Annotated in this window: 22 protein-coding genes and 1 tRNA gene; 12 read left to right on the top strand and 11 right to left on the bottom strand. The window is 65.2% G+C overall.

What is annotated here, in order from left to right:
- Positions 1-15 precede the first annotated feature (15 nt).
- Together LJD17_RS01015 and LJD17_RS01010 are read right to left on the bottom strand one after the other, a co-directional pair.
- Positions 16-5664 carry a hypothetical protein gene (locus LJD17_RS01015; protein WP_227382015.1) on the bottom strand — a complete coding sequence of 1883 codons (5649 nt, stop codon included), beginning with the start codon at positions 5662-5664 and terminating at the stop codon, positions 16-18.
- 157 nt (positions 5665-5821) lie between these two features.
- Positions 5822-6505: a carbonic anhydrase gene (locus tag LJD17_RS01010; RefSeq protein WP_227382012.1), complete on the bottom strand. Its 684-nt coding sequence runs from the start codon at positions 6503-6505 to the stop codon at positions 5822-5824.
- Between the two features lie 152 nt (positions 6506-6657).
- Here LJD17_RS01010 and LJD17_RS01005 point away from each other — a divergent pair, with 152 nt between their 5' ends.
- Complete coding sequence (locus tag LJD17_RS01005) at positions 6658-7290, top strand: LysE family translocator (RefSeq protein ID WP_227382010.1); 633 nt, start codon at positions 6658-6660, stop codon at positions 7288-7290.
- A 5-nt stretch (positions 7291-7295) separates the two neighbouring features.
- Here the strand turns inward: LJD17_RS01005 and LJD17_RS24180 are convergent, their stop codons facing one another.
- Positions 7296-9002: a serine/threonine dehydratase gene (locus tag LJD17_RS24180; RefSeq protein ID WP_319799659.1), complete on the bottom strand. Its 1707-nt coding sequence runs from the start codon at positions 9000-9002 to the stop codon at positions 7296-7298.
- A 70-nt stretch (positions 9003-9072) separates the two neighbouring features.
- Between LJD17_RS24180 and LJD17_RS00990 the strand changes: the two genes are divergently transcribed.
- A complete protein-coding gene (locus tag LJD17_RS00990; RefSeq protein WP_227382008.1) occupies positions 9073-9972 on the top strand; it encodes an HpcH/HpaI aldolase/citrate lyase family protein in 900 nt (299 codons plus the stop codon).
- Positions 9973-9999: 27 nt separating this feature from the next.
- Here the strand turns inward: LJD17_RS00990 and LJD17_RS00985 are convergent, their stop codons facing one another.
- The 4 genes from LJD17_RS00985 to LJD17_RS00970 are packed head-to-tail and all read right to left on the bottom strand — an operon-like array spanning position 10000 to position 12399.
- Entirely contained in the window at positions 10000-10206 is a 207-nt protein-coding gene (locus tag LJD17_RS00985) for a Trm112 family protein (RefSeq protein WP_406600744.1), read from the bottom strand.
- A gap of 9 nt (positions 10207-10215) precedes the next feature.
- Positions 10216-10887, bottom strand: coding sequence for an LON peptidase substrate-binding domain-containing protein (locus LJD17_RS00980; protein WP_227382004.1), 672 nt, complete (start codon positions 10885-10887; stop codon positions 10216-10218).
- Positions 10888-10915: 28 nt separating this feature from the next.
- On the bottom strand, positions 10916-11821 hold the full coding sequence (gene trxA / locus LJD17_RS00975; RefSeq protein ID WP_227382002.1) for a thioredoxin: 906 nt from the start codon (positions 11819-11821) through the stop codon (positions 10916-10918).
- 41 nt (positions 11822-11862) lie between these two features.
- On the bottom strand, positions 11863-12399 hold the full coding sequence (locus LJD17_RS00970; RefSeq protein WP_227382000.1) for a prolyl-tRNA synthetase associated domain-containing protein: 537 nt from the start codon (positions 12397-12399) through the stop codon (positions 11863-11865).
- Between the two features lie 184 nt (positions 12400-12583).
- On the opposite strand from LJD17_RS00970, the gene LJD17_RS00965 reads away from it, so the two are divergent.
- A tRNA-Gly gene (locus LJD17_RS00965) sits at positions 12584-12658 on the top strand.
- A gap of 88 nt (positions 12659-12746) precedes the next feature.
- Here the strand turns inward: LJD17_RS00965 and LJD17_RS00960 are convergent.
- The gene (locus LJD17_RS00960; RefSeq protein WP_227381998.1) at positions 12747-13466 is read right to left on the bottom strand and encodes a DUF1028 domain-containing protein; all 720 of its coding nucleotides are present in this window, start codon (positions 13464-13466) and stop codon (positions 12747-12749) included.
- Between the two features lie 200 nt (positions 13467-13666).
- Here LJD17_RS00960 and LJD17_RS23945 point away from each other — a divergent pair, with 200 nt between their 5' ends.
- Positions 13667-14251 carry a calcium-binding protein gene (locus LJD17_RS23945; RefSeq protein WP_264478220.1) on the top strand — a complete coding sequence of 195 codons (585 nt, stop codon included), beginning with the start codon at positions 13667-13669 and terminating at the stop codon, positions 14249-14251.
- An 11-nt stretch (positions 14252-14262) separates the two neighbouring features.
- Here the strand turns inward: LJD17_RS23945 and LJD17_RS00950 are convergent, their stop codons facing one another.
- A complete protein-coding gene (locus LJD17_RS00950; protein WP_227381996.1) occupies positions 14263-14655 on the bottom strand; it encodes an OsmC family protein in 393 nt (130 codons plus the stop codon).
- 23 nt (positions 14656-14678) lie between these two features.
- Positions 14679-15593: a pirin family protein gene (locus tag LJD17_RS00945; protein WP_227381994.1), complete on the bottom strand. Its 915-nt coding sequence runs from the start codon at positions 15591-15593 to the stop codon at positions 14679-14681.
- Between the two features lie 222 nt (positions 15594-15815).
- Here LJD17_RS00945 and LJD17_RS00940 point away from each other — a divergent pair, with 222 nt between their 5' ends.
- The 3 genes from LJD17_RS00940 to LJD17_RS00930 all read left to right on the top strand — a co-directional run bounded on the left by LJD17_RS00940 (position 15816) and on the right by LJD17_RS00930 (position 19298).
- Positions 15816-16775: a small ribosomal subunit Rsm22 family protein gene (locus LJD17_RS00940; RefSeq protein ID WP_227381992.1), complete on the top strand. Its 960-nt coding sequence runs from the start codon at positions 15816-15818 to the stop codon at positions 16773-16775.
- Positions 16776-16898: 123 nt separating this feature from the next.
- Positions 16899-18683 carry an ABC transporter ATP-binding protein gene (locus LJD17_RS00935; RefSeq protein WP_227381990.1) on the top strand — a complete coding sequence of 595 codons (1785 nt, stop codon included), beginning with the start codon at positions 16899-16901 and terminating at the stop codon, positions 18681-18683.
- 87 nt (positions 18684-18770) lie between these two features.
- Positions 18771-19298: a hypothetical protein gene (locus LJD17_RS00930; RefSeq protein ID WP_227381988.1), complete on the top strand. Its 528-nt coding sequence runs from the start codon at positions 18771-18773 to the stop codon at positions 19296-19298.
- 38 nt (positions 19299-19336) lie between these two features.
- Here the strand turns inward: LJD17_RS00930 and LJD17_RS00925 are convergent, their stop codons facing one another.
- On the bottom strand, positions 19337-20059 hold the full coding sequence (locus LJD17_RS00925; RefSeq protein WP_227381987.1) for a fused DSP-PTPase phosphatase/NAD kinase-like protein: 723 nt from the start codon (positions 20057-20059) through the stop codon (positions 19337-19339).
- Between the two features lie 312 nt (positions 20060-20371).
- Here LJD17_RS00925 and LJD17_RS00920 point away from each other — a divergent pair, with 312 nt between their 5' ends.
- The 5 genes from LJD17_RS00920 (at position 20372) to LJD17_RS00900 (ending at position 24466) form a co-directional block, all read left to right on the top strand.
- Positions 20372-20653, top strand: a complete 282-nt coding sequence (locus LJD17_RS00920) for an acyl carrier protein (RefSeq protein ID WP_227381985.1) — start codon at positions 20372-20374, stop codon at positions 20651-20653.
- 182 nt (positions 20654-20835) lie between these two features.
- Complete coding sequence (locus LJD17_RS00915; protein WP_227381983.1) at positions 20836-21297, top strand: 3-hydroxyacyl-ACP dehydratase FabZ family protein; 462 nt, start codon at positions 20836-20838, stop codon at positions 21295-21297.
- Positions 21297-22421, top strand: a complete 1125-nt coding sequence (locus LJD17_RS00910) for a beta-ketoacyl-ACP synthase (RefSeq protein ID WP_227381981.1) — start codon at positions 21297-21299, stop codon at positions 22419-22421. The genes LJD17_RS00915 and LJD17_RS00910 overlap by 1 nt, the downstream gene beginning before the upstream one ends.
- Positions 22422-22435: 14 nt before the next feature.
- Positions 22436-23716, top strand: a complete 1281-nt coding sequence (locus LJD17_RS00905; RefSeq protein WP_227381979.1) for a beta-ketoacyl-ACP synthase — start codon at positions 22436-22438, stop codon at positions 23714-23716.
- 3 nt (positions 23717-23719) lie between these two features.
- Positions 23720-24466, top strand: a complete 747-nt coding sequence (locus LJD17_RS00900; RefSeq protein ID WP_227381978.1) for an SDR family oxidoreductase — start codon at positions 23720-23722, stop codon at positions 24464-24466.
- Positions 24467-24470: the final 4 nt, after the last annotated feature.

Below are 24470 nucleotides of genomic sequence, written 5' to 3'. Positions count from 1 at the left end.
CTTTATTTTGCCGATTTAGATGACGAAGAAGTCCTTGTAGGTCATCTTGAGCTTCTTGGAGAGGGTGGCGATCTCCATCGCCTTGCCGGCGCCCGAGCCGTCGGCATCATAGAAGAGCACGCCCTTCTTGTTGTCGTAGATCAGATAGTCGTTCTTGTCCTTGGCGTGATCGCCGATGCTGAAGAACGCCTTGTTGAGCTTGCCCGGCTTCAGCTCGCTGCCCTTGCCGAGCTTCTTGAAGATGGCGTTGTCGAGCCAGATCGTGTCGTCCTTCACGTTGAAGTCTTTGATCTTGTCGAGGTTGGTCTTCTTGTTCAGCTTGGTGTTGAACACGAACACATCCTTGCCTTTGCCGCCGGTGAGCGTGTCCTTGCCCGCGCCACCCCACAGCACATCGTTGCCGAAACCGCCCCCGAGGACGTCGTTGTATTTTCCGGCCTTGAAAACGTCGTCTCCCGGGCTACCCGCCGTCAGCTCCCGGGCCACATCGTCGACCCTGACGGTAAAGCTCTTGTCATAGGAAGCACCGGATGCATCGCTCACGTGAACCGTGACCGCATGCGCGGTGGCCTGCTCGAAGTCGAGCTTGAAGCCGTTGTCGACCAGAAGCTGATTGCCCACGATCTTGAAACGCCCGCCGGCGCTGTCGGTCAGGGTATAGGTGTGCTGATCGCCCGTATTCGGATCGGAATTGCCGAGGGTGCCCACCAGGGTGCCCGTTGCGGCATATTCCGCGGCGGCCAGGCCCCCTGTGAGGGTGATGTCCGAAGGGCCGCGATTGGCAGCGGCTGCCTCGACCTTGATGAAGTTGCTGGTCGCCTGCCCGCCCTCGCCATCGGCGATCGTGAGGGTGAACGATGTGGTCTCCTTGTCGCCGACAGCGCTGGTGGCGCGATCGCGAGGATCGAACACCAATCCTTGGAGGGCGTTCTGGACGGTTTCCGCCGTACCCGTCATGGAATAGGTGTGGGTCTGGGCATTGTACGCGAACCCGTTCAGGCTGGAGGCCAGGAAGGCGCCCTTCGAGTCGACGTCAAGCGCAATGGTGGCGGTGACCGTGGTGCTGTCGGCATCCGTCACCGTCACGCCGTCGAACGGCTTCGTGGTCTGCGTATCCAGGATCTCCTTGACGATCGGATCGGCGGCGCTGCCCGCATTGCCGATCACCGGCGCGGCATTCTCCGACTTGTCCACGATGGTGGTGACCACCCGAACGGCATTGAGGTGATTGCTCGCTTCGTGGCTGTCGTCCTTCAGGGTAAAGGAGAACTGCGTCGTCACCTGCCCGGAATTGGCCGTGCTGTTGGCCGGATCGAAGGTGATGTTGTCGAGGAAGGTTTGAAGGTCCCCGGCCTTGCCCTTCAGGGTGATGGTGCGCGTCGTGGCGGTGGGATCGGGGTCCGTGACCTGCACGGTGGCGGTAGAGCCGATATTGTCGAGGACGCCTTCCGCATTGGTGAACGACACCGTAAGGGTCAGATCGTTGTCTTCCTGGTCCGACAACGTGATGCCCATGAACGGTTTCACGGCCGGACCTGTGTCGGTGGCCGGTGTTGCAGGATTGCCCTCGATACCGAAGACCGGTTCCTCATTGCCGCCGGTGGCCGGGTTTACGGTGATCAGGAAGTCCTTATAAGTCGCGGTGGCCCCAGGGCCGCCGTTCTTGTCGGTCACCTTGATCGTGACCGTGTAGGTCTCCGGCTTCGTAATGTCCGTGAGCGCCGCGACCTTCAGCTGGCCGTTCTCGATCTTGAAGCGGCCTCCCGCATTGCCGGCACCGCTCGAGCCGCCGTTGCCGCTGGTGTCGAACGCATAGACGAACTGGCTGTCGCCATCCGGATCCACTGCCTGCAAGGCCCCGATCACGGCGCCGTCCGCAGCGTTCTCGCCGATGGTGGCCTTCGTGGTGCCGTTCGTGAAGCTCAGTCCCGTGGGCGCTTCGTTCACGTTGTTGACGTAGACCTTGATCGTCGTCGGCGTGGACGACCAGCTGGTGGTCGCGTCGGTGGCCGTCACCGCCAGGAGATAATACTTGCGCTCCTGCGGCGTGTCCTTGAACTCGGTCTTGAGATCCGGGTCGACGGTGGACGAGGCTTCGTAGTCGATATCGCCCACGAGGCCGATCATGCCGCTTGCGGGATCGATCGCGAACTTGCCCCCGGGATTCGTGGACAGGGAATAGACCACCGACGCCGCGGCAACATTCGGCGATTGGACGCTGGCGACCGGGGTGTAGAAGGCCGCATTTTCGTTGATCGTGTTGATCGATCCCTGAACCACCGGGGCAGACGGTGCGTTGGAGGCGAGAGTCACCGTTCCGTCGACGAATTGAAGGGTTTCGATGCCCTTGAGAATGTCGGTTCCGTCCCGCCCGTCCTGGGTATCCCGGATTTCGATGGTGCCGTCTGCCTTGCGGGTAATGACATAATCGGCTTTCGAGCCCAGATACACGGCCCTGTCGGATCCCGCGCCGCCATCCATCAGGTCGTTGCCGCCGCTGCCCTGGAGGACATTGTTTCCGTTGTTTCCAGTGATCGTGTTCGCAAGATCGTTGCCGATCCCGCTCAGATCGCCGCTGCCCGTGAGCGTGAGGTTCTCGACATTCTGACCCAGCGCATAGGAGATCGCGGCGTTGACCGTATCCACACCCTGATCGGCTCCCTCCAGAACCAGATCGTTGGCGTTGTCGACCATATACGTATCGTTGCCGCCGCCGCCGGCGAGGCTGTCCGCGCCCGCGCCGCCGTCCAGGACATTGTCGCCGCCGTTGCCGGTGATATCGTTGGCAAGTTCGTTGCCGATCCCGCTGATGTTGCCGGCTCCGGAGAGAACCAGGTTCTCGACATTGGCGCTCAGCGTGTAGCTGACGGACGCCCGAACGGTATCGACGCCTTCGCCTGCCGCCTCGCTCACGAGATCCTTGGCGTTGTCGACCAGATAAGTGTCGTTGCCGAGCCCGCCGCGCAGGTCGTCGGCGCCTGCGCCGCCGTCGAGGACGTTGCCGCCATCGTTTCCGACAAGGACGTTGTCGAGGGAATTGCCCGTGCCGTCGATGGGAGCCGCTCCAGTGAGGATCAGGCGTTCCACATGATTTGCGAGAGCATAGGTGATGGAGGCCCGAACCGTATCGACGCCTTCGCCGGCCGCTTCGGTGACCGTGTCTTGGGCATTGTCGACGAGATACGTATCGTTCCCCTGTCCGCCCGCGAGGTTGTCCGCCCCCGCGCCGCCGTCGAGCGTGTTGTCGCCCATATTGCCGGTGATGGTGTTGGCAAGATCGTTCCCGGTGCCGCCGATGCTGCCGGATCCCGTCAGGACGAGGTTTTCGAGATTGGCCCCAAGGCTGTAGCCGATCGAGGCTCTGACCGTATCGTCCCCTTCGTCGCTCGCCTCGACAACGGTGTCGCCCGCCTGGTCGATCACATAGGTGTCGTTGCCTTGTCCGCCGATCAGCAGGTCGGCGCCTGCGCCGCCGTCGAGAACGTTGTGTCCCGCGTTGCCGGTCAGGGTGTTGGCGAGGCTGTTGCCGGTCCCGTCGATGTTGTTGTTCTGGCTAAGGGTCAGGTTCTCCACATTGGCCCTCAGGGAATAGGAGACCGAGGACACGACGCTGTCGATCCCCTCGTTCACCGCCTCGACGACCATGTCATCGGCATTGTCGACCAGATAGGTGTCGTTGCCGAGCCCGCCGACAAGGTGGTCGGCTTCCGCTCCGCCGTCGAGGATGTTGTTCCCGTCATTGCCGGTGATCACGTTCGCCGCGTCGTTGCCGCTGCCGTTGATATTGCCGGATCCGGTGAGGATCAGGTTCTCGACATTTTGGGAAAGACCATAGGACACCGAAGCGCGGACCGTGTCGGAGCCTTCATCCGCGAGTTCGGCCACCACGTCCCCGGCATCGTCGACGATGTAGGTGTCGTCGCCCCCACGGCCGGTGAGAAGATCGGCACCCGCGCCGCCGTCCAGCAGGTTGTTGCCGGACGTGCCGGTGATGGTGTTGGCCGAGCCATTCCCGATGCCGTCGAGGTTGCCGGTTCCGACGAGAACCAGTTGCTCGATGTTGTCGGCCAACGCGTAGCTGATGGTCGATCTGACCGTGTCGGTTCCTTCCCCGGCTCCTTCCGTCACGCGGTCGCCCGCGTGATCCACCAGGTAGGTATCGTTGCCGAGGCCGCCCGCGAGCCGGTCGGCGCCGGTTCCGCCGTCGAGGATGTTGTTTCCGGCATTGCCGGTGATCACGTTCGCAAGGTCATTGCCGCTGCCGTCGATGTCGTCGGCGCCAAGGAGCAGGAGATTCTCCACATGGGCGCCCAAGGCGACGCCGACGGAAGCCGTCACCGTGTCGACGCCCTCGTTGGATCTTTCCGTAACGACATCGGCGGCGTTGTCGACCACATAGGTGTCGTTGCCGGCGCCGCCGGCCATCTGATCGGCCTCCGCGCCGCCATCGAGAACGTTGTCGCCGTCATTCCCAGTGAGCGTGTTGGCGAGCTCGTTGCCGGTTGCGTTGATATGAGCGGCGCCGATGAGGGTCAGGTGCTCGACATTCGCGCCGAGCGCATAGGAGATGGAAGCCTCGACCGTATCGATTCCCTCGATGTCTCCCGCCGCTTCCACGACGAGGTCGCCGGCGTTGTCGACCACGAAAGTATCGTCGCCGGATCCGCCGATCATGCGGTCCGCCCCGGTCCCGCCGTCCAGCACGTCGTCGCCGTCTCCTCCATCGAGATCGTCGCTTCCGCCGTAACCGAAAAGCGAATCGCGGCCAGCGCCGCCCAGCAACGTCTCGACGCCGGCGCCGCCATAAGCGGTGTCGTTGCCGTCACCGAGATTGATGGCGTCGGTGACGGTGCCTTCCCGTCCGTCGTAGAGATCGGCGCCGTCATTGAGCAGGATGGCGCCTTGAAGATGACCGCTGTTCAGGAGCGTATCGCCATCGATGGAGCCGAAAACCGCCGTCTGGGCGATGATCTCGCCGGAATTCCTGAGGAAGGTATCTCCCGTGTTGAACGTGATGCCGACGAGGCTGGCCTTGATGAGGCCGGTATTGGTCACGCTGCCGGCCAAACGGATATCGACGCCCGTCAGGCCTGCGATGATGGTTCCGCTGTTGAAGACACCGTAGTCGAGGGGGTTGTCGACCGTCGCGCGCGTCGACGGAACAAGGCCGTTGATGGCGGTGAGAAGAATTCCCGTATCGGTCGCCTGAATACGTCCTTCGTTCAGGATGTGATTGAGATTTCCGTCCCCTTGGGTCGCCGTTCCGAGAATACCGTAATAGCCCGAGAAAAGCCCGGCGTTGAAGATGTAGTTGTCCGATCCGTCCAGCACGACGGCGGCCGTGCCGAGAATGTTCAGCGAGCCGGAGATCTGGCCGTTGTTGATGACGGTATTCGCGTCGTCTCCCAGATAAACGCCATTGTTGTTTCCACGGACGATGCCCGTCGCCCCCACCGTGATGGCGCAGCCCATTCCGGCAAAGCTGATCGCGTCCATCTGGGAGAAAATCGATCCGTCGACCGCCACCGTGGCGCCCGGATACCCCTCGACGGCTGCGTTGACGGTGGTCAGGGTTCCGGTCGCCGTGACCTGAAGATCGGAGAAGGTAGTCGGATCGAGAAGGACGGAATTCGTTCGGGTATTGGAAATATACAAAGTCGTCATGACAGCCCCCAAAATGTCATGACATGTTATTATATGTCATAGGGCCGTCAACAACTAAACTGTATAGGAATAAACCGCCAAGGTTACCGGTCCCAGATACCGGTCTCCTTGGCGGGGGTGTCGAGCACGCAGATGGCCGGCTTCGGGCCCCGCGATCTCAGGGCGCGTCCACCCGGCGTGCGTTGAACATCGATATGCGCCCGGGCATTTTGTCCACCGCCGGCACGAACTCTCCGGTTTCCGGATCGCGGATCATGAGAACGCCCGACGCCACGCCGAAAAATGCCCCATGGAGCTGCAGCTTGCCCCGTTCCACCAGGATGCGGACGCAAGGGAAGGTCATCAGATTGTTGAGGCTGTTCTCGATCGCCGCGAGTTCGAGCCGGGTCAGGTAATCGGCGAAATCCGTCTCGCCGCGCGGGCCGACCCGCTCGCCGGCGGGGGCGATGAGGTTCATCCAGCGGCCGATGAAATCGCCCGGCGACAAAGGTGCCGTATCGTCGGCGAAGGCCCGAATGCCGCCGCACCGTGCATGGCCGAGCACCACGATATGCTTCACGCGCAGCGCCTGGACGGCGAATTCGAGCGCGGCGGAAGTGCCATGGTAATCCCCGCCCGTCTCGTAGGGCGGCACGAGATTGGCCACGTTGCGCACCACGAAGAGCTCGCCCGGACTGGCGTCGAAGATGACTTCGGGCGAGACCCGGCTGTCGCAGCAACCGATGATCAGGATCTCCGGCGATTGCCCCTGCTCGGCGAGAGCCTCATATCGTCCTTTCTCGTGAGAGAAGCGTTCGTCGAGAAAGGCGCGGTAGCCATCGGTCAAACGTTGCGGAAACACAGGCGAGCTCCCTTTTTAAGCGCCTGCTTCCTAGTCCCAGCCGCTCCCGGTGGCAATATTGACATGAGGAAATGCGCGGCACCTATACCTCCGGCGCCCTTTTCCCTCCGTGGGGGACATGCCATTGGTACAGCCTCGGCGGGGATTCGATCATGGTCGACACGACAACACTTCTGGCCTTTGCCCTCGTGGCGCTCGGCATGGTGCTCACCCCCGGCCCGAACATGATCTACCTGATCTCGCGATCGATCTGCCAGGGCCGCATGGCGGGCCTGATTTCGCTTGGCGGCGTCGCCCTCGGATTTCTGTTCTACATGCTGTGCGCCGCTCTCGGCATCACGTCCCTCGTGTTCGCCGTGCCTTATGCCTACGATGCCTTGCGCCTGACGGGCGCGGCGTATCTTCTTTATCTCGCATGGCAGGCGTTGAAACCGAGTGGCACATCGCCGTTCCAGGTTCGCGATCTTCCCCGTGACGGCGCCGGCAAGCTCTTCACCATGGGGCTCGTGACCAATCTCCTGAATCCGAAAGCCGCGATGCTTTATCTCTCGCTGCTGCCCCAGTTCGTGGATCCGGCGCGGGGCAACGTGCTGGGACAGTTGCTGTTGCTCGGAACCACGCAGATCGCGATCAGCGTCTCGGTCAACGCCCTCATCGCCGTGACGGCCGGCTCCGTCGCGAAGTTCCTGGCGCGTCATCCCGGCTGGGTCCTGGCCCAGCGCTGGCTGATGGGAACCGTCCTCGGCGGCCTTGCGGTGCAACTGGCCTTTCAGTCGAAGAAATAGGCGCTTCAGGCCACCGGCTGCACCACCGCGTCGAGCTTCGTCAGCTCGACATTCGCGCCGCACAGGAGCACGCCGATCCGCTCGCCCGGTTGCGGCTTGTAGGCGCCTGAGACGAGGGCCGCGAGGGCCGCGGCGCCTCCGGGCTCGGTCGCCAGACGCCAGTCGCGCCAGAGGAGCCCCTGGGCGTCCCGGATGGCCGCGTCCGTCACCAGCGCCACGTGATCCACCGCCCGGCTGCAGATGCTGTAGACGAGATTCCCCGTATTGCGGGCTCCCAGGGAATCGGCCGCGACCGAATCGACGTCCACGTCGACGGGGCGGCCGGCCTCGAGCGCCGCGTGCAGGGCTCGCGAGCCCTCCGGCTCGACGCCGACCACTTTCACACGGCCCGCCCACCAGCTGGCGATGCCGCTGATGAGACCGCCCCCGCCCACGGCGACCAGCACCGTGTCGAGGGGAGGGCCATCCTGTTCCCATTCCAGCCCGACGGTTCCCTGACCGGCCATCGTCGTATCCGCATCGAAGGGGTGGACCCGCAAGGCTCCGGTTTGCGCCACATAGGCATCGCAGGCCGCCTGGGCGTCCGCATAGCGGGCGCCGCCGATGACCACGTCCGCACCGTGCGAGCGGATCACCGCCACCTTCGCGGGGCTCGATATTTCGGGGACGAAGATGCGCGCTTTCAGCCCGAGCTGGCGGGCCGCGTAGGCCACGGCAGCCCCATGGTTGCCTCCGGACGCCGCGGCCACTCCGGCGGCGGGAATCGGTTTCGACAACAGGGTGTTGAAGGCGCCCCGCGACTTGAACGAGCCCGCATGCTGCAGGAATTCCAGCTTCAGGCTGACCGGTCCCTGATGGCCGAAGGCGCCGGGCAGGGACCAGACCGGCGTGCGCCGGACATGGGGAGCGATGCGGGCGTGAGCCTGTTCGATAGCGGTGCGGGTGATCGGCAGGGCGGCGGATTCGGACATGGGAGCCTGAGATGAAAGGGTCCAGATGGCAACGGGAAGCCCATGGGCGTCCCGTTCGGGCGGATCGGGAAAGCAGCGTCCTCCACCTCTAGCGATGTCGAGCGCCACGGCCAACCCCGCCAGGGCATCGAGCAGATCGTCCGCCGCGGCCCCGCGTGGCTGGCGCGCCGCCACCAGGTCCGGCGGCAGGCCCGCCTTCACCAGGAGATCCCGCCGGAGGGTGAGGCCCGGCGGATAGGGCGTGCCCTTGACCTTTTTCGGTTCCGTGAGCGCGCGATCGCCGTTCATCGCCCAGAAAGCCAGCTCGGGGTGAACTTCCCACAGGCGACCGGCCAGTTCGGGCCGCTGCCGCAGCAGGATATCGATCTCGCGAATCTTCGGAAAAAGATGGAAACCCTGTTTCGACACCTTGCGGGGCGGATCGGAGGTCTCAAGGGCGAGCGCGCAGGCCACCCGGTATTCCCGCGCCTCGACGGCACGGCGCGACGGGATGGCAAAGACGGAAGATTGCCGGGCCCCGAGCAATCCGCGAATCAGCTGCTCGGGCGAGCGTCCGGAGCCGTGAATCCGGTCGGGCAGACCCATGGGCATGTCGACGGCGATCACCGCCGGCCGCTCCGGGGCATCGACAAGGTCGGCGATATGCCCGACGATCCGCACGACAGGCTCGGAGGGCCGGTCCCGGTGGGCCAGCACCGCGATCCACCCGGCCGGACAGCCATCCACCCCTGCGATCCACATTCTCTCCGCCTTCTGCCGTTTTCCGCGCATGCCGAGGCGGCTAAAGTCGGGCCACCGCCCGGAGACCCTCATGACCGACATTCGCCCGCGCCGCAGCGCTCTCTACATGCCAGGATCGAACGCACGCGCGCTCGACAAGGCCAGGACCTTGCCGGCGGACGTGCTGATTCTCGATCTCGAAGATGCGGTCGCGCCGGATGTGAAAGCAAGCGCCCGCGAGCAGGTCTGCGCCGCCGTCGCGGAGGGCGGCTTCGGGCCGCGAGAAGTGGTGATCCGCATCAACGCGCTGGAAACGCCTTGGGGCGAGGAGGATCTCGCGGCGGCGGTCGCGGCCGGACCCGACGCGATCCTGATTCCCAAGGTGTCCTCGCCCGAGACGCTGGCCGCCGTGGGCCTCAGGCTGCGGCGGCACAAGGCGCGGGAATCCATCCGGGTCTGGGCGATGATCGAGACCGCCCATGCGACCCTCCGGCTGGACGCGATCGCCAGCGCCGCGCACGATGTGGACACGCGCCTGTCGTGCTTCGTCCTCGGGCTCAACGATCTCGCGCGGGAAACCCGCGCCCGGCTCATCGCCGGCCGGGCGCCCATGCTGCCCTGGATGATGACGGCGCTGGCCGCAGCCCGCGCCAACGGCATCGATATTCTCGACGGCGTCTACAACAACCTGACGAATGAAGAGGGATTGCGGGCCGAATGCGAACAGGCGCGGGATTGCGGCTTCGACGGCAAGACGCTGATCCATCCGAACCAGATCGCCATCGCCAATGCGATCTTCTCACCCTCGGACGAGGAGGTGGATGCGGCGCGCCTCGTGGCGGATGCTTTCGACAAGCCGGAGAACGCGCAGAAAGGCGCAATCGCCATCAACGGACGGATGGTGGAACGCCTGCACGCCGAGATGGCCAGGCGGGTTCTGGCCCTTGCCGAAGCCATCGAGAAACGGAGCGCGCATCGCGCTTCCCCATAAGGCGGAAACAGGCGTTTCGCGGGCGCGTCAATCCGTCAGTGGGCGCGCCTCTTCCGGCAGCATGATGGGAATGCCGTCGCGGATCGGATAGGCGAGTTTCGCCTGGCGGCTGATGAGCTCCTGGCGCGCGGGATCGTAGTCGAGGGATTCCTTCGTCAACGGGCAGACCAGCATTTCGAGCAGCTTCGGGTCGATGCGGGTCGCCTCGACGGGCTGCGAATTGGTCTCGGTCACGTTCATCTCCTATTGCAGTGGTGTCTCGGAGCCGTTGCTGCCGCGGGCAAGCTCGATCTCCGTCAGTGCGATCAGGACCTCGGCGCGCGTCTTGAGATCCTGCGCTTCGAGAAGCGCCTGCTTCTCGCGGACTCCGAAGGGACTCATCATGCAAAGGGCATTGACCAGCGCCTCGTTCGGCGCTTCCTCGATCCCCTTCCAGTCCACACGCACATCCGCGGCTTCCACGAAATCGCGCAGGGCGCGCACGACGCCCGATCTGTCCACCTCGTTCTCGCCCGCCCGGGCGACGAAGTCGGGCCGATAAGGCTCGAAGTCGACCTTGCATTGGCGGTAGAGGGTCGTGGTGGCCATTTCCTCCGTAATGCGGAAGCGGGCGATTCCCACGAGCGTGACCAGATACCGGCCGTCGCCCGTTTCGGCGAACTGCGTCAGCCTTCCGGCGCAGCCCACGTGATAGAGCTGAGGACTGAGCCGCGTTCCGCCTCCGTCCGCATCCGGCTGCACCATGCCGATGATGCGATCGCCCTTGAGGGCATCGTCCACCATGGACAGATAGCGCGGCTCGAAAATGTTGAGCGGGATCTGTCCTCTCGGCAGGAGGAGGGCGCCGGGGAGCGGAAAGACGGGGATGACCGACGGGCAATCCTCAGGCCCCCGGTAAACCGCGTTCATTCCCATTCCCATCTCCCGCTTGTGGACCGTGGCGTCAGGCAAACAGGATCGAGGAAAGCCTCCGCCGTCCCGCGAGCGTTGCGGGGTCCATGGGACCCCAGGCCTCGAAGAACTGAACAAGCTGCTTGCGTGCGCCGTCCTCGTTCCAATTGCGGTCCCGGCGGACGATTTCAAGGAGTTGATCGACAGCTTCTTCGCGCTTGCCGCGCGCATTGAGCGCGATCGCCAGATCGAACCGGGCCTGATGGTCGAGGGGATCGGCCTGGACGCGCCGCTCGAGTTCGGCGGCATCGCCGAGCGAACCGGCCTGCTCGGCGAGTTCCAAAGCCGCCCTGGCTCCCGCGATGGCCGGATCGTTCGCCTTGTCGGCCGGAGCCATGTCGAGGAGGCGCTTGGCGCCTTCGATGTCGCCAAGCTCCACGTGCAGCTTGGCGAGAGCCGCAAGCGCCGGAGCATGGGTCGGATCCTGCGTGAGGATGCCGGCATAAAGCTCGGCCGCGCCCGCCGCGTCGCCCTCCGCGGCCAGCCGGTCGGCTTCCGCCATGATTTCTTCCGTGGCGCTCGGGCCGAGCGGTCCGATGAGGCGTTCGATGAACGTCTTGATCTGGCTTTCGGGCAGGGCACCCATGAAGCCGTCGACCGGTTGGCCGCGCTGGAACGCGAACACCGCCGGGATGGACTGAACGCCAAGCTGGCCCGCGATCTGCGGATGCTCGTCGATGTTCATTTTGACAAGCTTGACCTTGCCGCCCGCCTCGCGGACGACCTTCTCCAGCACCGGGGTCAGCTGCTTGCACGGCCCGCACCAGGGCGCCCAGAAATCCACCAGAACCGGCTGCTGCATGGATTCGGCGAGGACATCCTGACGGAAGTTTGCCGTGGTCGTGTCCTTGATCAGTCCGTCGGCTGGTTTTCCGTTGGGGGGAGTGTCGGTGAGCATGCGATCCTCGAATGGGGTCTTGAACGCTTCGGATATGTGTTTCAGATGGGAACGGCTGGGCCGTCTGGCAATTCCGGCGGCTCGGGCAGCCGCAAAATCAGCGGTTCATGACCGGTCGCGCGCAGGAACTTGAGCAGATCGTCCCGCGATACGCCGGTGGTCATGGAATTGACCAGAGGGTGGAAGTTGACCCGCTCGTGGTCCATCAGGTTGGCGTCGAGGATCATCGTCACCTGACGGTCCCGGTCGTTCGCCACGGCGAACGGAGTGACCGAGCCCGGCTCGACGCCGAGCAGGGCGCGCAACTGATCGGCGGATCCGAAGGACAGGCGCCCGGACGCCCCGATGGCTTCGTGAGCCCGCTTCAGATCGATCATGGTCTCGTCCTTGGCGGTGATGAGAAAGAACCGGCCCTTCTTGTCCTTCACGAACAGGTTCTTGGAATGCGCGCCGGGAATCCGCGCTTTCACCGGGCGCGACTCGGCCACCGTGAAAACAGGCTCGTGCTCGACCGTTTCCGCCGCGATGCCGAGGGCGGCCAGTTGGTCGAGAAGATCGCGGGGGGAGAGATGGGACACGGCTTCGACAGGCTCCAAACGAAGGGAGGTTCTAGCGAGGTGCGGGTCCGGCCTCAAGCCGCAGGGGCGCAAGTTTGCGGCCGGGCCCGGGTCCTTTCCAAAAGATCCCTGCCAAAAGACCCCTTGCAATATGAATCGTTTTGAGGCACATCAGCGGCCTCGAAACGGCGCAAGCCGGGAGCGTGCGGGTGTAGCTCAGGGGTAGAGCACAACCTTGCCAAGGTTGGGGTCGAGGGTTCGAATCCCTTCGCCCGCTCCAAATTTCTCCATATCTTCTGACAGGGTCGAACAAAGGTCGCCGCCGGGCGGCCTTTCGCGCATTCACGGCCTTTTTGGCGATTCTCCGCTCACCCGGCCCGGTTCTCGGCTGCCATCGATTGCGCGATCCGCCGCTCGATCTCCTCGCGATCGATGACTCCCGACGGGTTGTCCCGCGACGGCATGAACTTGCGATAGTGAAGAAAGCGGCTGCGGCTGACCTCTTCGAGGCGCGCAAGTTCCGTGAGGGGATCCTGGTGGTCATCGACCCGGATATCCAGATACGGATATTCCTCCTCATCACAGATGAGAATGGCCGCCGATTGCTTGCCGCGCTTGTCGCCGCCCACCGCTTCGCCCGCCCTCAAGGCTGCCAGGAACCGCCGGGCCAGGGGCAGGTCCGCCGATTTCTCGAACACCAGGGCCGTTTCCTCGATCACCTGCGGACCGGCCAGCATGTTGCCCGCGACCGAGAAGGTGCCGCGAATCAGATGGCCGCACCAGGGAACGCAATCGGCCCCCGTATAGGCCGCAAGACCTCCCTGCGTGTCCATCACATGAACTTGCCGCTGGCCCCGGCCTTCATCGGCCGTGGTGACGATGCGGATCACGTCCTCGGCGCAGGCGCCTGCCCGCAGGAGCTCCAAACCTCGGAAGCCGTAGAACGGATTGACGAACGCTTGGGTCGCGACCGCCCCGACGCCCGGCGCGACGAAAGGCACCCGGGCCCCGACGGCGAACGCACAGGTCGAGACCGCGATGCCGATCTGCCCCGTTTCCCCGTCCCGCGCCACGATCGACCATGTCATGTTGCCATCTCCCTTGCGTGCACCTTGGACGGAAGCCTGTCTCGACAGCGCCCGGTCGCCGTAGCCCGGCCATTGAGGCACCCTGAGCCAACCGTGTCACGGCGCTGGCCCGTTGAGCAAGCGGGCGGAGGTTTATGACTGGACGCAGGGGAGAATATTCTCTATCAGGTCAATGCAACATAAAAACATTGCGGGCTTCCATGTCGGTCAGAAAATCCGGAACCGTCGGCTACGGCGGACACGATCTCAACTCGCTTACCTACGAACCGGCACGCTATGTGAGCAACGGAGCGAGCGACCGGGTCATTGCCGGAAACGGTCCCAACGAACTTTACGGCAATGGCGGCAACGACACGCTGTATGGCCGCGGTGGTGATGACCTCCTCGTTGGCGGCGCCGGACGAGACACGCTTCTGGGCGGCAAGGGAGCCGACTATTTCGTGTTCGACCGGGCGCCCAGCGCTACCAACGTCGATCGGGTGTTGGATTTCAGCCGAAGCCAGAAGGACAAGGTCGTTCTGGCTTACAAATACTTCCAAGCGCTGGACCTGAGCCCCGCGGGCATCAAGATGGACATGCGCCTCGATCTCAAGGTCGGCCATCTCACCAGCGCGCAGCTTCGCCTCGGTGAAACGGCGCAGCTCGAGACGGATCGGTTCATTTACAACAAAACCAACGGCGCACTGTCCTACGATCAGGACGGCACCGGTGTGGCAGAGGCCGTCAAGGTCGCCGATTTCAAGCCGGGCACGACGCTGGCCGCATCGGACTTTCTGTTTTTCTGAGCAGAGCCAGACTAGGACGCGCTTAGGGTCGTGGCGATCGGCGTGCCGCGCTTCAGCGTTTTCGTCACGGGGGTCTTTTCGCAGATCTCCAGCAGGCGGGCCTGCTGTTCGGCGCTCAGCGCCGCCGCGAGGCGGACCTCGCGGGTGATCGATTCCGCGCCGGCCTCGTCGCGCGCAAAGCGGGCGTCCACTTCAATGCGCCCGAGATCCCAGCCCTTGCGGTCCGCATACATTCTCAAGGTGATGGACGTGCAGGCGGCCAGGGACGCCAGGACGAGCTCATAGGGAGAAGGGCCGGTATCCGTCCCGCCGAGATTTTCCGGTTCGTCCGCCGGGAAGGTATGCGTGCGGGCGCGGATGTCCTGATGGAAGCCGGCGGCGCTTGCGAGGTGAACGGTGGCCATGAAGAATCCTCGAACGGATGGGGTTATTCGGGCAGAGGAATGAATTCGCTTTCGTCCGGCACGTGGCCGAAGCGTCCGGTCTTCCAGTCTTCCTTCGCCTGCTCGATCCGTTCGCGGCTCGACGACACGAAGTTCCACCAGATATGGCGCGGGCCTTCGAGGGCGGTGCCGCCGAGAAACATCATGCGGGTGGGCTTGAGGGCCCGCACGGTAATCCGGTCGCCGGGACGAAACACGAGAAGCCTCGGCGCCTCGAAGCGGTCGCCGGCGATATCGACCTCGCCCTCCGCCACATAGATCGCCCGCTCCTCGTGGTCCGCGTCGAGAGGTGCCGTATGGCCCGCCTCGAGGGCGACCTCCACGTAAAACCAATCGGAGACCCGCTCCACCGGCGCCGTGGCTCCGAAGGCGGAGCCTGCGATGATCCGGGCCCGCAGGCCCGTATCCGCCACCACCGGCAGGCTTGCCGCGTCATAGTGCTGGAACGAGGGGGCGATTTCTTCCTTGTCCGCCGGAAGCGCGATCCAGCTCTGCAGACCCAGCATGCGTCCCCCATGCCGCTCCGCTTCCGGCGAGCGTTCGGAATGGGCGATTCCCCGTCCGGCGGTCATGAGGTTCATGGCGCCGGGCGCAATGTCCTGCACGTTGCCGTTGCTGTCCCGATGGGTGATCCGCCCGTCGAACAGGTAGGTCACGGTCGCAAGGCCGATATGCGGATGCGGACGCACGTCCATGCCCTGTCCGGCGATGAACTGCACAGGGCCGAAATGATCGAAGAAAATGAACGGCCCGACCATCTGACGCTTGCCGTGCGGCAAGGCGCGCCGGACGGAGAACCCGTCGCCGAGATCCCGGACCCGGGGGACGACAACCAGCTCCAGGGCGTTGCAGGATTGCGCATCGCCCAGGATCGGATCTTCGCTTGGCAGCCAGCTCATGGGGCCTCTCCTTCGCCCGTCTCAAGGTCGCGCAAGGATAGGCCGTCCGGCGGCCAAGCCAAGCGCATTCGGGACAAGCCGTCTTTGCGCGGCGGATGCTTGACGCGACAACCCGCACGAGACTTGGTCCCCATTGGTTCTGGGGATGGCACGAGGCCTGTGTTATGGAGCCTGCTTTCCGTCGGCACTCCGGGTGCTCGGCTCCTGATAGGGAAGGAATGCATGGAACTGCCGCCGCTCCTGCGACAGGGCGTGGATGCCGCGCTTGCCGGGGTCAGCCTCGCCGATCTCGGCCGCGCCGCCGGAACACTGTCGGCTCGCTACCGGGCCGAGATCCGCGATGGTCGCTTCCATCTCTCGGACGACATCGCGGCCCGCGCGTATCTGGCGACCCGGTTGCCCGCGACCTATGCGGCGATCCGCGCCGCCATGGCGGCCGTCGCGGACATCCGACCCCATTTCACTCCCGTTGACCTCCTCGATCTCGGATCCGGCCCCGGCTCCGCTTTCTGGGCCGCGATGGATTGCTGGCCGGATCTCGGTCATGCCCTGCTGGTGGAAGGAAGCGGCATCATCCGGACGTGGGGCGAAAGGCTCGCGCAGGATGCGCCTGTCCCGTCGGAATGGCGCGCGGGCAACGTGACGGAGCCTCTCGCGGATCTGCAGCCTCGCGATCTGGTCACGCTGGCCTATGTGCTCGACGAGCTGGACGAGCCCGCCCGTGGGCCGCTTGTCGACCGGCTCTGGAGTCTGACACGGGACACGCTGCTGATCGTGGAGCCCGGAACGCCGGCCGGGTGGGAGCGGATCCTGGCGGCCCGCGGCCGGCTGATTGCGGCCGGCGCGACGCTTCTCGCTCCTTGCCCGCATGCCGCCGCATGCCCCCTCGTGCGGCCCGACTGGTGTCATTTCTCGCGCCGGGTCGCCCGTTCGCGCCTGCATCGGCAGGCCAAGGGGGCGGAGGTGCCGTGGGAGGACGAGAAATTCATCTACCTGGCGGCTTCGCGCTTGCCCGGACAGCAGCCTGCGGCCCGCGTCATCGCGCCGCCCCGGCTCGGCAGCGGGCAGGTCCGGCTGAAGCTCTGCCTGAGCGAAGGGCGGGCGGAGGAGCGCCTCTTCACCAAGCGCTCCGGAGCCGATTTCAAGCGGGCGCGCCGGTCCGATTGGGGGGATGCGCTCTAGGAGCGTCCGGTCAGGGAAGATCCGCGCGCGGCATTCGCCCTCGGGCTTCGATCCCGCGGGCGGTTTGCCGCCGGTTGCGCGCCCGTGCTAACGCGACACGTGTTCAAGGAAGAGTTTGAGACGATGGCTGGCAAAAACCCGCTTCTGCGCGGCGATACGCTTCCCCTGATCCGCCGCCTGTGGCGCGACTGGATGCGTCCGCATGCCAGGACGCTGGCGCTCGTGCTCCTGCTCGTGGCGCTCGTGTCCGGAGCCACCGGGCTTTATCCGGTTCTGATCAAGGCGGCCTTCGATGCCTTTACCGCCAAGGATCAGACGGCGATCCTGCTGGCGCCTCTCTTCGTGATCGCGGTCACCTCGGTCAAAGGCTTTTCGCTCCTGGCGCTCACCATCCTGACCAACAAGGTCGTGACGCAGATCGAAGCCGACATGCAGACGGCTCTTTACGGCCACATGATCGAAGCCGACATCGCTCAGATCGGGCGGGAAAGTCCCGCCGCCCTGACGCAACGGTTCACGACCGACTTCCTGTTCATCAAGGAAGCATTGACCCGCATCTCCACCGTGTTCCTGCGCGAGGTGACCACCATCATCGCGCTGATCGGCGCCATGCTGTGGATCGATCCGGTCCTGACCCTCGTGGCCGGCGTCACCGTGCCGTTCATCGCTCATCCCATCGGCAAGATCGGCAAGAAGCTGCGCCGCGTCGCGATCTCCACGCAGGAGCAGACCGGACAGATGGCGAGCCTGATCGCGGAAAGCCTCGCCGGCACGCGCATCGCCAAGACCTACGCGCTCGAAGGATATCTGAAGAACAGGGCCGCCTCCACGTTCGACGAGGTGCGCAAGCTGAAGATGAAGGCCGCCAATGCCCGGGGACGTCTGGATCCGCTGCTGGAGGCCGGGGGCGGCTTCGCGGTTGCGGCGGTTCTGGTGCTGATCGGCCAGCGCATCGTGTCCGGCGGCAGCACGGTCGGCGATTTCACCGGCTTCGTCAGTGCTCTGATCCTCGCGGCGCAGCCGATCCGCGCGCTCGGCAACCTCAATGCCATCGTGCAGGAGGCCGCAGCCGCCCTGCAGCGCACCTTCGCGGTCATGGACGAGAAGCCGAGGATCACCGACCGTCCCGGCGCCAAGCCGCTGGCCATCGCCGGCGGCGAGATCCGCTTCAAGGATCTCGGTTTTTCCTACAATGCGGAGCAGGTGGCGGTTCATCACGTGGACGTCACCGCCGAGGCCGGGCGAACCACGGCCCTCGTGGGACGTTCGGGATCGGGCAAGTCGACCCTTCTGTCCCTCGTGCCGCGCCTTTATGACGTCACCTCCGGCGCCGTGCTGGTGGACGGGCAGGATGTGCGGGCCGTGACCCTCCGGTCCCTGCGCAAGGCAATCGCGGTGGTGAGCCAGGAGGTCGTTCTGTTCGACGACACAGTCCGGGCCAACATCTCCTTCGGCCGCCCGGGAGCCTCGGACGACGAGATCGTCGCGGCCGCCAAAGCCGCCGCCGCCCATGATTTCATCATGAGGATGCCCCAGGGCTACGACACGATCGTGGGCCCCGGCGGCGGACGGCTCTCCGGGGGTGAGCGCCAGCGCGTGTCCCTCGCCCGCGCCTTCCTGAAGGACGCGCCGATCCTGCTTCTCGACGAGGCGACCAGCGCCCTCGACTCGGAATCCGAGCAGCTGGTGCAGGAGGCCATCCGCAAGCTGATGAAGGGCCGCACCACCCTGGTGATCGCCCATCGCCTGTCCACGGTGCGGGACGCGGACAAGATCGTCGTGATGGAAGCCGGACGCGTGGCCGAGATGGGCTCCCACGAAGCCCTGATCGCAAAAGGCGGCACCTATGCCCGCCTCCATCGCCTCCAGCTGTCGAACGACGCGGAGCCCGCAAGCCCCGCCGCCTGACCGGCCGGCATCCGCGTTTATCGGTATATTATTACATTGTTAAGCGGATCGGCCTTACTCTGGCCCGGCTTTTCAAGGACGACACTCATGCTCCGTTCCGTCTTCGCCGCCCTGGCCCTGATCCTTGCCGCCACGTTCACCGGTTCGACAGGCGCGTCCGCCCAAGGCCTGGTGCCCTGCGCCCGGGAGCACGGTTTCTGCCAGGTTCCCTATCCGACACGCGTCGTCTACGGCGTTCCAGGCCGGGAGGCGGTGGTCGATGTGAGAGGACGGGGCATCCCGTGCTCCAACGAGGCTTTCGGCGATCCGGCGCCCGGAATTCCGAAGCGCTGCGCCTACGTGGCCCGTGGCTATGGCGGCGGCTTCGAAGAGCCGCGCCCGCGGCCGCATCGCGACCGGCCGCGCTGGGACGAAGACGAGGAGTACCGCGCGGCGGCTTGGCGGACCTGCGCCGACGAGGACGGCTTCTGCGGCTTCCGGGGCAGCAAGCGGGTGCGCTACGGCGCCCATGGCCGCTACGCCGAGGGCGTCTACCGGAGCGGGGTCGGCTGTAACAATGGGACCTTCGGCGATCCGGTTCCCGGCGTGCGCAAGCACTGCCAGGTTCTCGACTGACGATTCTCACGGGGAACGGCGGGCAGGGCGCTTAGCCTTCATTCCCGCCGCATGATCCGGTCGACCAGCACGTTGGACCAGAACCCGGGACGGAAGCTGCGCTCCAGGGCGTCCGGGTCGTAATGTTCCTCGACCCAGGTCAGGAACGGGATGCCCTTTGCTTCGCCTTCGCTGCGATAAAGCTCGAAGAAGGCGTCCAGGATTCCGGTCTTGGAGAAGCGGAAGTGGCCGTAACGGGCCGAGAGCTGACGCAGGGCCTCGTCGACGCTGCGGCCTTCGTGGACGATGAGATAAAGGGCCGCCACGAAGCCGGCCCGGTCGGCGCCGGATTTGCAGTGCAGGACCGCCGGATATTCAATCCTCTCGAAGAAATCCCTTGCCGTCAGCAGGGTGTCCCGGTCCGGCGCGCCGCGGGAGCGCACGATGAACTCCACGAGATGGATGCCGAGGCGCTCGCAGATGTCCTTCTGCAGCTGCCACGAGCCATGCTCACGCCCGCCGCGCAGGTTGACGATGGTGCGGACGCCTTCGTTCTTGAGGCGCGAGATCTGGTGCGGTGCCGGCTGCGCCGAGCGCCAGAGCCGTTCCGAGACCCGGTGCTTGTTGAGATAGAGCAGACGGAAGACCCCGTGATCGACGAGGAGCATGTTGGCCCAGGCGCGCATGCGGCCAAATCCGCCCTCGACGGGCTTGTCCCATCGGGCGATCCGGGCCATGCGGCGCGCATAGCGGGTTTCAGGTTTGAGGAACCTGTTGATCACGGTGATCCATTGTTGCTGTTTCGCGCCCCTGACGGGGCTTCGCGGTCTGGCCGCCTTATCGGCGATCACCGATCATTAATCAATTGCGCCGGCGGGCCCCGGCTGGACGGCCGCCGAGAGGACGGCGCGAGCCGCGCAAATCAGGCCCGCAAGGGGGGTGAGGCCGATCCTATCTGTTGCCGCCCCGCGCCCCGTCGTGTAAGGGGTGCGTTTCGATACAACCCTCCTTGACGAACATGGCCGCCGGGACCGGGCCCACACCGCCCGAAGGCGCCATATCGTCGAGACCCATCACTTCAGGAGAGCGGCGTCATGTCGTCCACCTTCGAGACCGTCGCCGGCATCATTTCCGAGACCGCCGACATCCCGCGCGAGCAGATCACGCCGGAAAGCCACGCCATCGACGATCTCGGGATCGACTCGCTGGCGTTCCTCGATATCGCCTTCGCCATCGACAAGGCTTTCGGCATCAAGTTGCCGCTCGAGCAGTGGACCCAGGAGGTCAACGAGGGCAAGGCTCCGGCCGAGGAGTACTTCGTCCTGAAGAACCTCGTGGCGCATATCGACGCGCTGATCGCCGCCAAGTCGGCCTGAAGTATCGCTTCGGCCCGGAGCGATGCTTCGGCCTGAAATGCAACGCGAGCGTCTTTCAACGACGCCAGATCCCGGCGGGCCGGCGTGAATCCGGCCCGACAGACGATGGGGAAGACGCTCAGTCCGGCATGTTCTTCTCCCACGGTCCCTCCGGGACGACAGAGGAATGGTTCGGATCCCGGATGCGTCTCGAATATTTTGAAATGATCGATCGGGTGACGCGGCTCGACCGTCCCGAGCGGCGGATCGAGGCCACCTCCACGGTGCCGACCGCAAGCCCGGTCTTCGAAGGCCATTTCCCCGGCCATCCCCTGGTTCCCGGCGTCCTCCTGACCGAGACCATGGCCCAGGCCTCCGGCTACCTGGTGCTGGGCCTGATGAACTTTACCCACATGCCGTTCCTGATGGCGGTCGACAAGGCGCGTTTCCGGACCTTCGTCGGCCCGGATACGGTGCTCACCGTCACGGCGCAGCTGGAGCATGAAGGCTCGGGCTATGCGGTGACGAAAGCGAAGATTCACGCCGAGAACAAGCCGATCTGCGACGCGGAGCTGCGTTTCCGGATCATGCCGTTCCCGGCGGGCATGGACGAGCTGATGCGCGCCCAGGCGCGCCGCATCGGCCTCTTGGCGGAGGCTGCCTGATGCATGACGTGGTTATCACCGGGATCGGGATCATTTCGGCCGCCGGCGAGGGGCTCGAGGTGCATCTCGATGCGCTGACGGCCGGTTCGCCGCGGACCGACACGGAAACCTTCGCGCCGTATCCGGTTCACCCGGTCGCGGTGCCGGATTACGACAAGCAGATCCCGAAGAAATCCGACCAGCGCCAGATGGAAGCCTGGCAGAAGCTCGGATGCTACGCGGCGGGCCTTGCCCTCGATGCCGCCGGCGTGAAGGAGGATGCGCAGCTCAAGAGCCGCATGCACCTGATCGTCGCGGCGGGCGGCGGCGAGCGCGATTATGCGGTCGACGGCCAGATCCTGACCGGGTTGCGCCAGGCCGAGAATTCCGGTGTCTTCCTGAACGAGCGGCTCATGGGCGACCTGCGCCCCACGCTGTTTCTCGCCCAGCTCTCGAACCTTCTTGCCGGAAACATCTCCATCGTCCACGGCGTGACGGGCGCATCGCGCACCTTCATGGGCGAGGAATCGAGCGGGATCGACGCGATCCGCATCGCCCATGCCCGGATCGCCTCCGGACAGAACGACATCTTTCTCGTGGGCGGGGCCTATAACGCCGAGCGGCCCGATGTGCTGCTGATCTATGAAATGGGCGGCTTTCTCTGGAAGAAAGCCCACCGGCCCGTGTGGGAGCGCCCGGCGGAGGGCGGCGGCATGATCCTGGGAAGCGGCGCCGCTTTCCTGGTGATGGAATCCCGCGAGCACGCCCAAGCGCGGGGCGCCAAGCCTCTCGCGAGCATCGCCGGGATCGTGTCCGATCGCAGCCGGCGGGAGCCGGGCACCATCGAGAAGGCGGTTCGCCGGCAGATCGACGCTCTCGGCGCCAAGCCGGACGTGGTGATCTCGGGCGCGACCGGCATCAAGGGCCTGACCGACGAGGAGCAGCGCGTGCTGCTGGACGTGCTTCCCAACGCGGCCATCCATGCGACGAGCGACGTGACCGGCCACCTGATGGAAGGGCAGGCCCCGGCCGGGGTCGCCCTGGCCGCGGCGCTGATCGCCCGAGAACAATCCAACGAGGCGCTCGTCACCTCCGTCGGCCATTGGCGCGGCGAAGGGGCCGTGCGCCTGATCAAGGCCAATTGAGAAGGGAGACCGGCATGGCGCTACGCGACAACCAAGGCCGTCCGCTCGTCGCCGTGACCGGCATGGGCGTGATGACATCCCTCGGCCAGGGCAAGGACGACACCTGGGCCGCCCTGACGGCCGGCCGTTCCGGCATTCGCCGGATTTCACGCTTCCCGACGCAAGGGCTGCGCACGACCATCGCCGGCACCATCGACACGGTGAACGCGGAGCCGTTCTGCGCTCCCATGCTGTCGGAGCAGCTCGCCATGCGGGCCGCCGAGGAGGCCGTGGGCCAATCGGGGCTGAGCGTCAGCGATTTCCCGGGGGCCCTGTTCATGGCGGTCCCGCCGGTGGAAATGGAATGGCCGCAGCGTGAGGCGCTCGCGGAAGCCTCCGAGGAGAAGGGCGACGTCACGTATCGGGACCTGCTCAAGGCCGCGGAAACGGGACAGTTCCGGTCCTGGCACGACCTGTTCATCTTCGGCACCGTGGCCGACCGGGTCGCCGACCGGTTCGGCACCAAGGGGTCGCCGATCTCGCTCTCCACCGCCTGTTCGTCGGGCGCCACGGCGATCCAGCTCGGTGTCGAGGCGATCCGGCGCGGCGAGACGGATGCGGCTTTGTGCATCGGCACGGACGGTTCGGTGAATCCTGAATCGCTGATCCGCTTTTCTCTTCTGTCGGCTCTCTCGACCCAGAACGACGTCCCGGAGGGGGCCTCGAAGCCGTTCTCCAAGAATCGGGACGGCTTCGTCATGGGCGAGGGCGGCGCCGCCCTGGTGCTGGAAAACGCCGATGCCGCGAAGGCGCGCGGGGCGACGATCCTCGGCTACGTGCTCGGCTGCGGCGAAAAGGGCGACGGCTTCCACCGCACGCGCTCGTCGCCCGACGGCATGCCGGCGATCATGGCCATCCGCGAGGCTCTGTCCGATGCGGGCCTTGCGCCCGACGATATCGATTACATCAACGCCCACGGCACCTCGACTCCCGAGAACGACAAGATGGAGGCGATGAGCTGCACCGCCGTGTTCGGCGAGCGGATGGCGCGCCTGCCGATCTCGTCGAACAAGTCGATGATCGGCCACACGCTCACCGCGGCCGGTGCCGTGGAGGCGGTGATGTCGCTTCTGACGCTCGCTCAGGGACGCATTCCGCCGACGATCAACTACAAGGTTCCGGATCCCACGATTCCGCTCGATGTGGTTCCGAACGAGGCACGGGACGCCAATGTCCGCTACGTGCTGTCGAACTCCTTCGGGTTCGGCGGCCAGAACACTTGCCTCGTTTTCGGGGCGGAGCCGAAAGGGGCTTGAATCATGGGCCGGATCTTCGTGACGGGTGGCGGCAAGGGGGTCGGCGCCGCCATCGTGCGGACGCTGGTCGCGTCCGGCCACGACGTGGATTTCACCTACCGCTCTTCCATGGATGCCGCGCTCGCCCTGGCGGACGAATTGATGGCCGCCCATCCGGAGCGCACGGTCAAGGCCCATGCCCTCGACCTTGCCCATAAGGAAGCGCTCGACGATTACTGCGCGCGCCTCGAATCGGAGAGTTTCTTCGGCTTCGTCCACAATGCCGGCCAGCCCTACGATGCGCTTGCGGCCATGATGCAGCAGGACAAGGCCGAAGCGGCCATGCAGGTGAATTTCTGGTCCTTCACGCGGATCGCCAAGTCCCTCATGCGCGGCATGATCCGGGCGCGGGCCGGACGGATCGTCGCCATCGGCTCCGTCGCGGCCCTGCAGGGAAATCCCGGCAATGCCGCCTATGCGGCGTCCAAGGGCGCGCTGATTTCCTATTGCCGGACCCTGGCCATCGAGACGGCCAAGCGCGGCCTGACCGTCAACGTGATCGCCCCCGGCTTCATCGACACGGACATGATGGCGCCCTATGCGGCCTATCGCGAGTCCATGGAAAAGCAGATCCCCGCCGGCCGTTTCGCGAAAGCCCAGGAGATCGCCGGCCTTTCGGCCTTCCTGATGAGCGAGCCCGCCGCCTACATGACCGGCACGGTGCTGCCCATCGACGGCGGTTTAACGGCCATGATTGGTGTGCATCGGTAGGGGA

This window comes from Microvirga rosea, assembly GCF_020595095.1.
GTDB lineage: Bacteria > Pseudomonadota > Alphaproteobacteria > Rhizobiales > Beijerinckiaceae > Microvirga > Microvirga rosea.
This window is presented reverse-complemented; position numbering and strand designations above follow the sequence as displayed.

Coding starts and splice junctions, on each gene's coding strand:
- LJD17_RS00990 (WP_227382008.1), top strand. CDS start 9,073: ATGACCGACATTCGCCCGCGCCGCAGCGCTCTCTACATGCCAGGATCG.
- LJD17_RS00915 (WP_227381983.1), top strand. CDS start 20,836: ATGCGTCTCGAATATTTTGAAATGATCGATCGGGTGACGCGGCTCGAC.
- LJD17_RS23945 (WP_264478220.1), top strand. CDS start 13,667: ATGTCGGTCAGAAAATCCGGAACCGTCGGCTACGGCGGACACGATCTC.
- LJD17_RS00930 (WP_227381988.1), top strand. CDS start 18,771: ATGCTCCGTTCCGTCTTCGCCGCCCTGGCCCTGATCCTTGCCGCCACG.
- LJD17_RS00980 (WP_227382004.1), bottom strand. CDS start 10,887: ATGGGAATGAACGCGGTTTACCGGGGGCCTGAGGATTGCCCGTCGGTC.
- LJD17_RS00945 (WP_227381994.1), bottom strand. CDS start 15,593: ATGAGCTGGCTGCCAAGCGAAGATCCGATCCTGGGCGATGCGCAATCC.
- LJD17_RS00905 (WP_227381979.1), top strand. CDS start 22,436: ATGGCGCTACGCGACAACCAAGGCCGTCCGCTCGTCGCCGTGACCGGC.
- LJD17_RS00920 (WP_227381985.1), top strand. CDS start 20,372: ATGTCGTCCACCTTCGAGACCGTCGCCGGCATCATTTCCGAGACCGCC.
- LJD17_RS24180 (WP_319799659.1), bottom strand. CDS start 9,002: ATGTGGATCGCAGGGGTGGATGGCTGTCCGGCCGGGTGGATCGCGGTG.
- trxA (WP_227382002.1), bottom strand. CDS start 11,821: ATGCTCACCGACACTCCCCCCAACGGAAAACCAGCCGACGGACTGATC.
- LJD17_RS01005 (WP_227382010.1), top strand. CDS start 6,658: ATGGTCGACACGACAACACTTCTGGCCTTTGCCCTCGTGGCGCTCGGC.
- LJD17_RS00940 (WP_227381992.1), top strand. CDS start 15,816: ATGGAACTGCCGCCGCTCCTGCGACAGGGCGTGGATGCCGCGCTTGCC.
- LJD17_RS01015 (WP_227382015.1), bottom strand. CDS start 5,664: ATGACGACTTTGTATATTTCCAATACCCGAACGAATTCCGTCCTTCTC.
- LJD17_RS00910 (WP_227381981.1), top strand. CDS start 21,297: ATGCATGACGTGGTTATCACCGGGATCGGGATCATTTCGGCCGCCGGC.
- LJD17_RS00950 (WP_227381996.1), bottom strand. CDS start 14,655: ATGGCCACCGTTCACCTCGCAAGCGCCGCCGGCTTCCATCAGGACATC.
- LJD17_RS00960 (WP_227381998.1), bottom strand. CDS start 13,466: ATGACATGGTCGATCGTGGCGCGGGACGGGGAAACGGGGCAGATCGGC.
- LJD17_RS00935 (WP_227381990.1), top strand. CDS start 16,899: ATGGCTGGCAAAAACCCGCTTCTGCGCGGCGATACGCTTCCCCTGATC.
- LJD17_RS00900 (WP_227381978.1), top strand. CDS start 23,720: ATGGGCCGGATCTTCGTGACGGGTGGCGGCAAGGGGGTCGGCGCCGCC.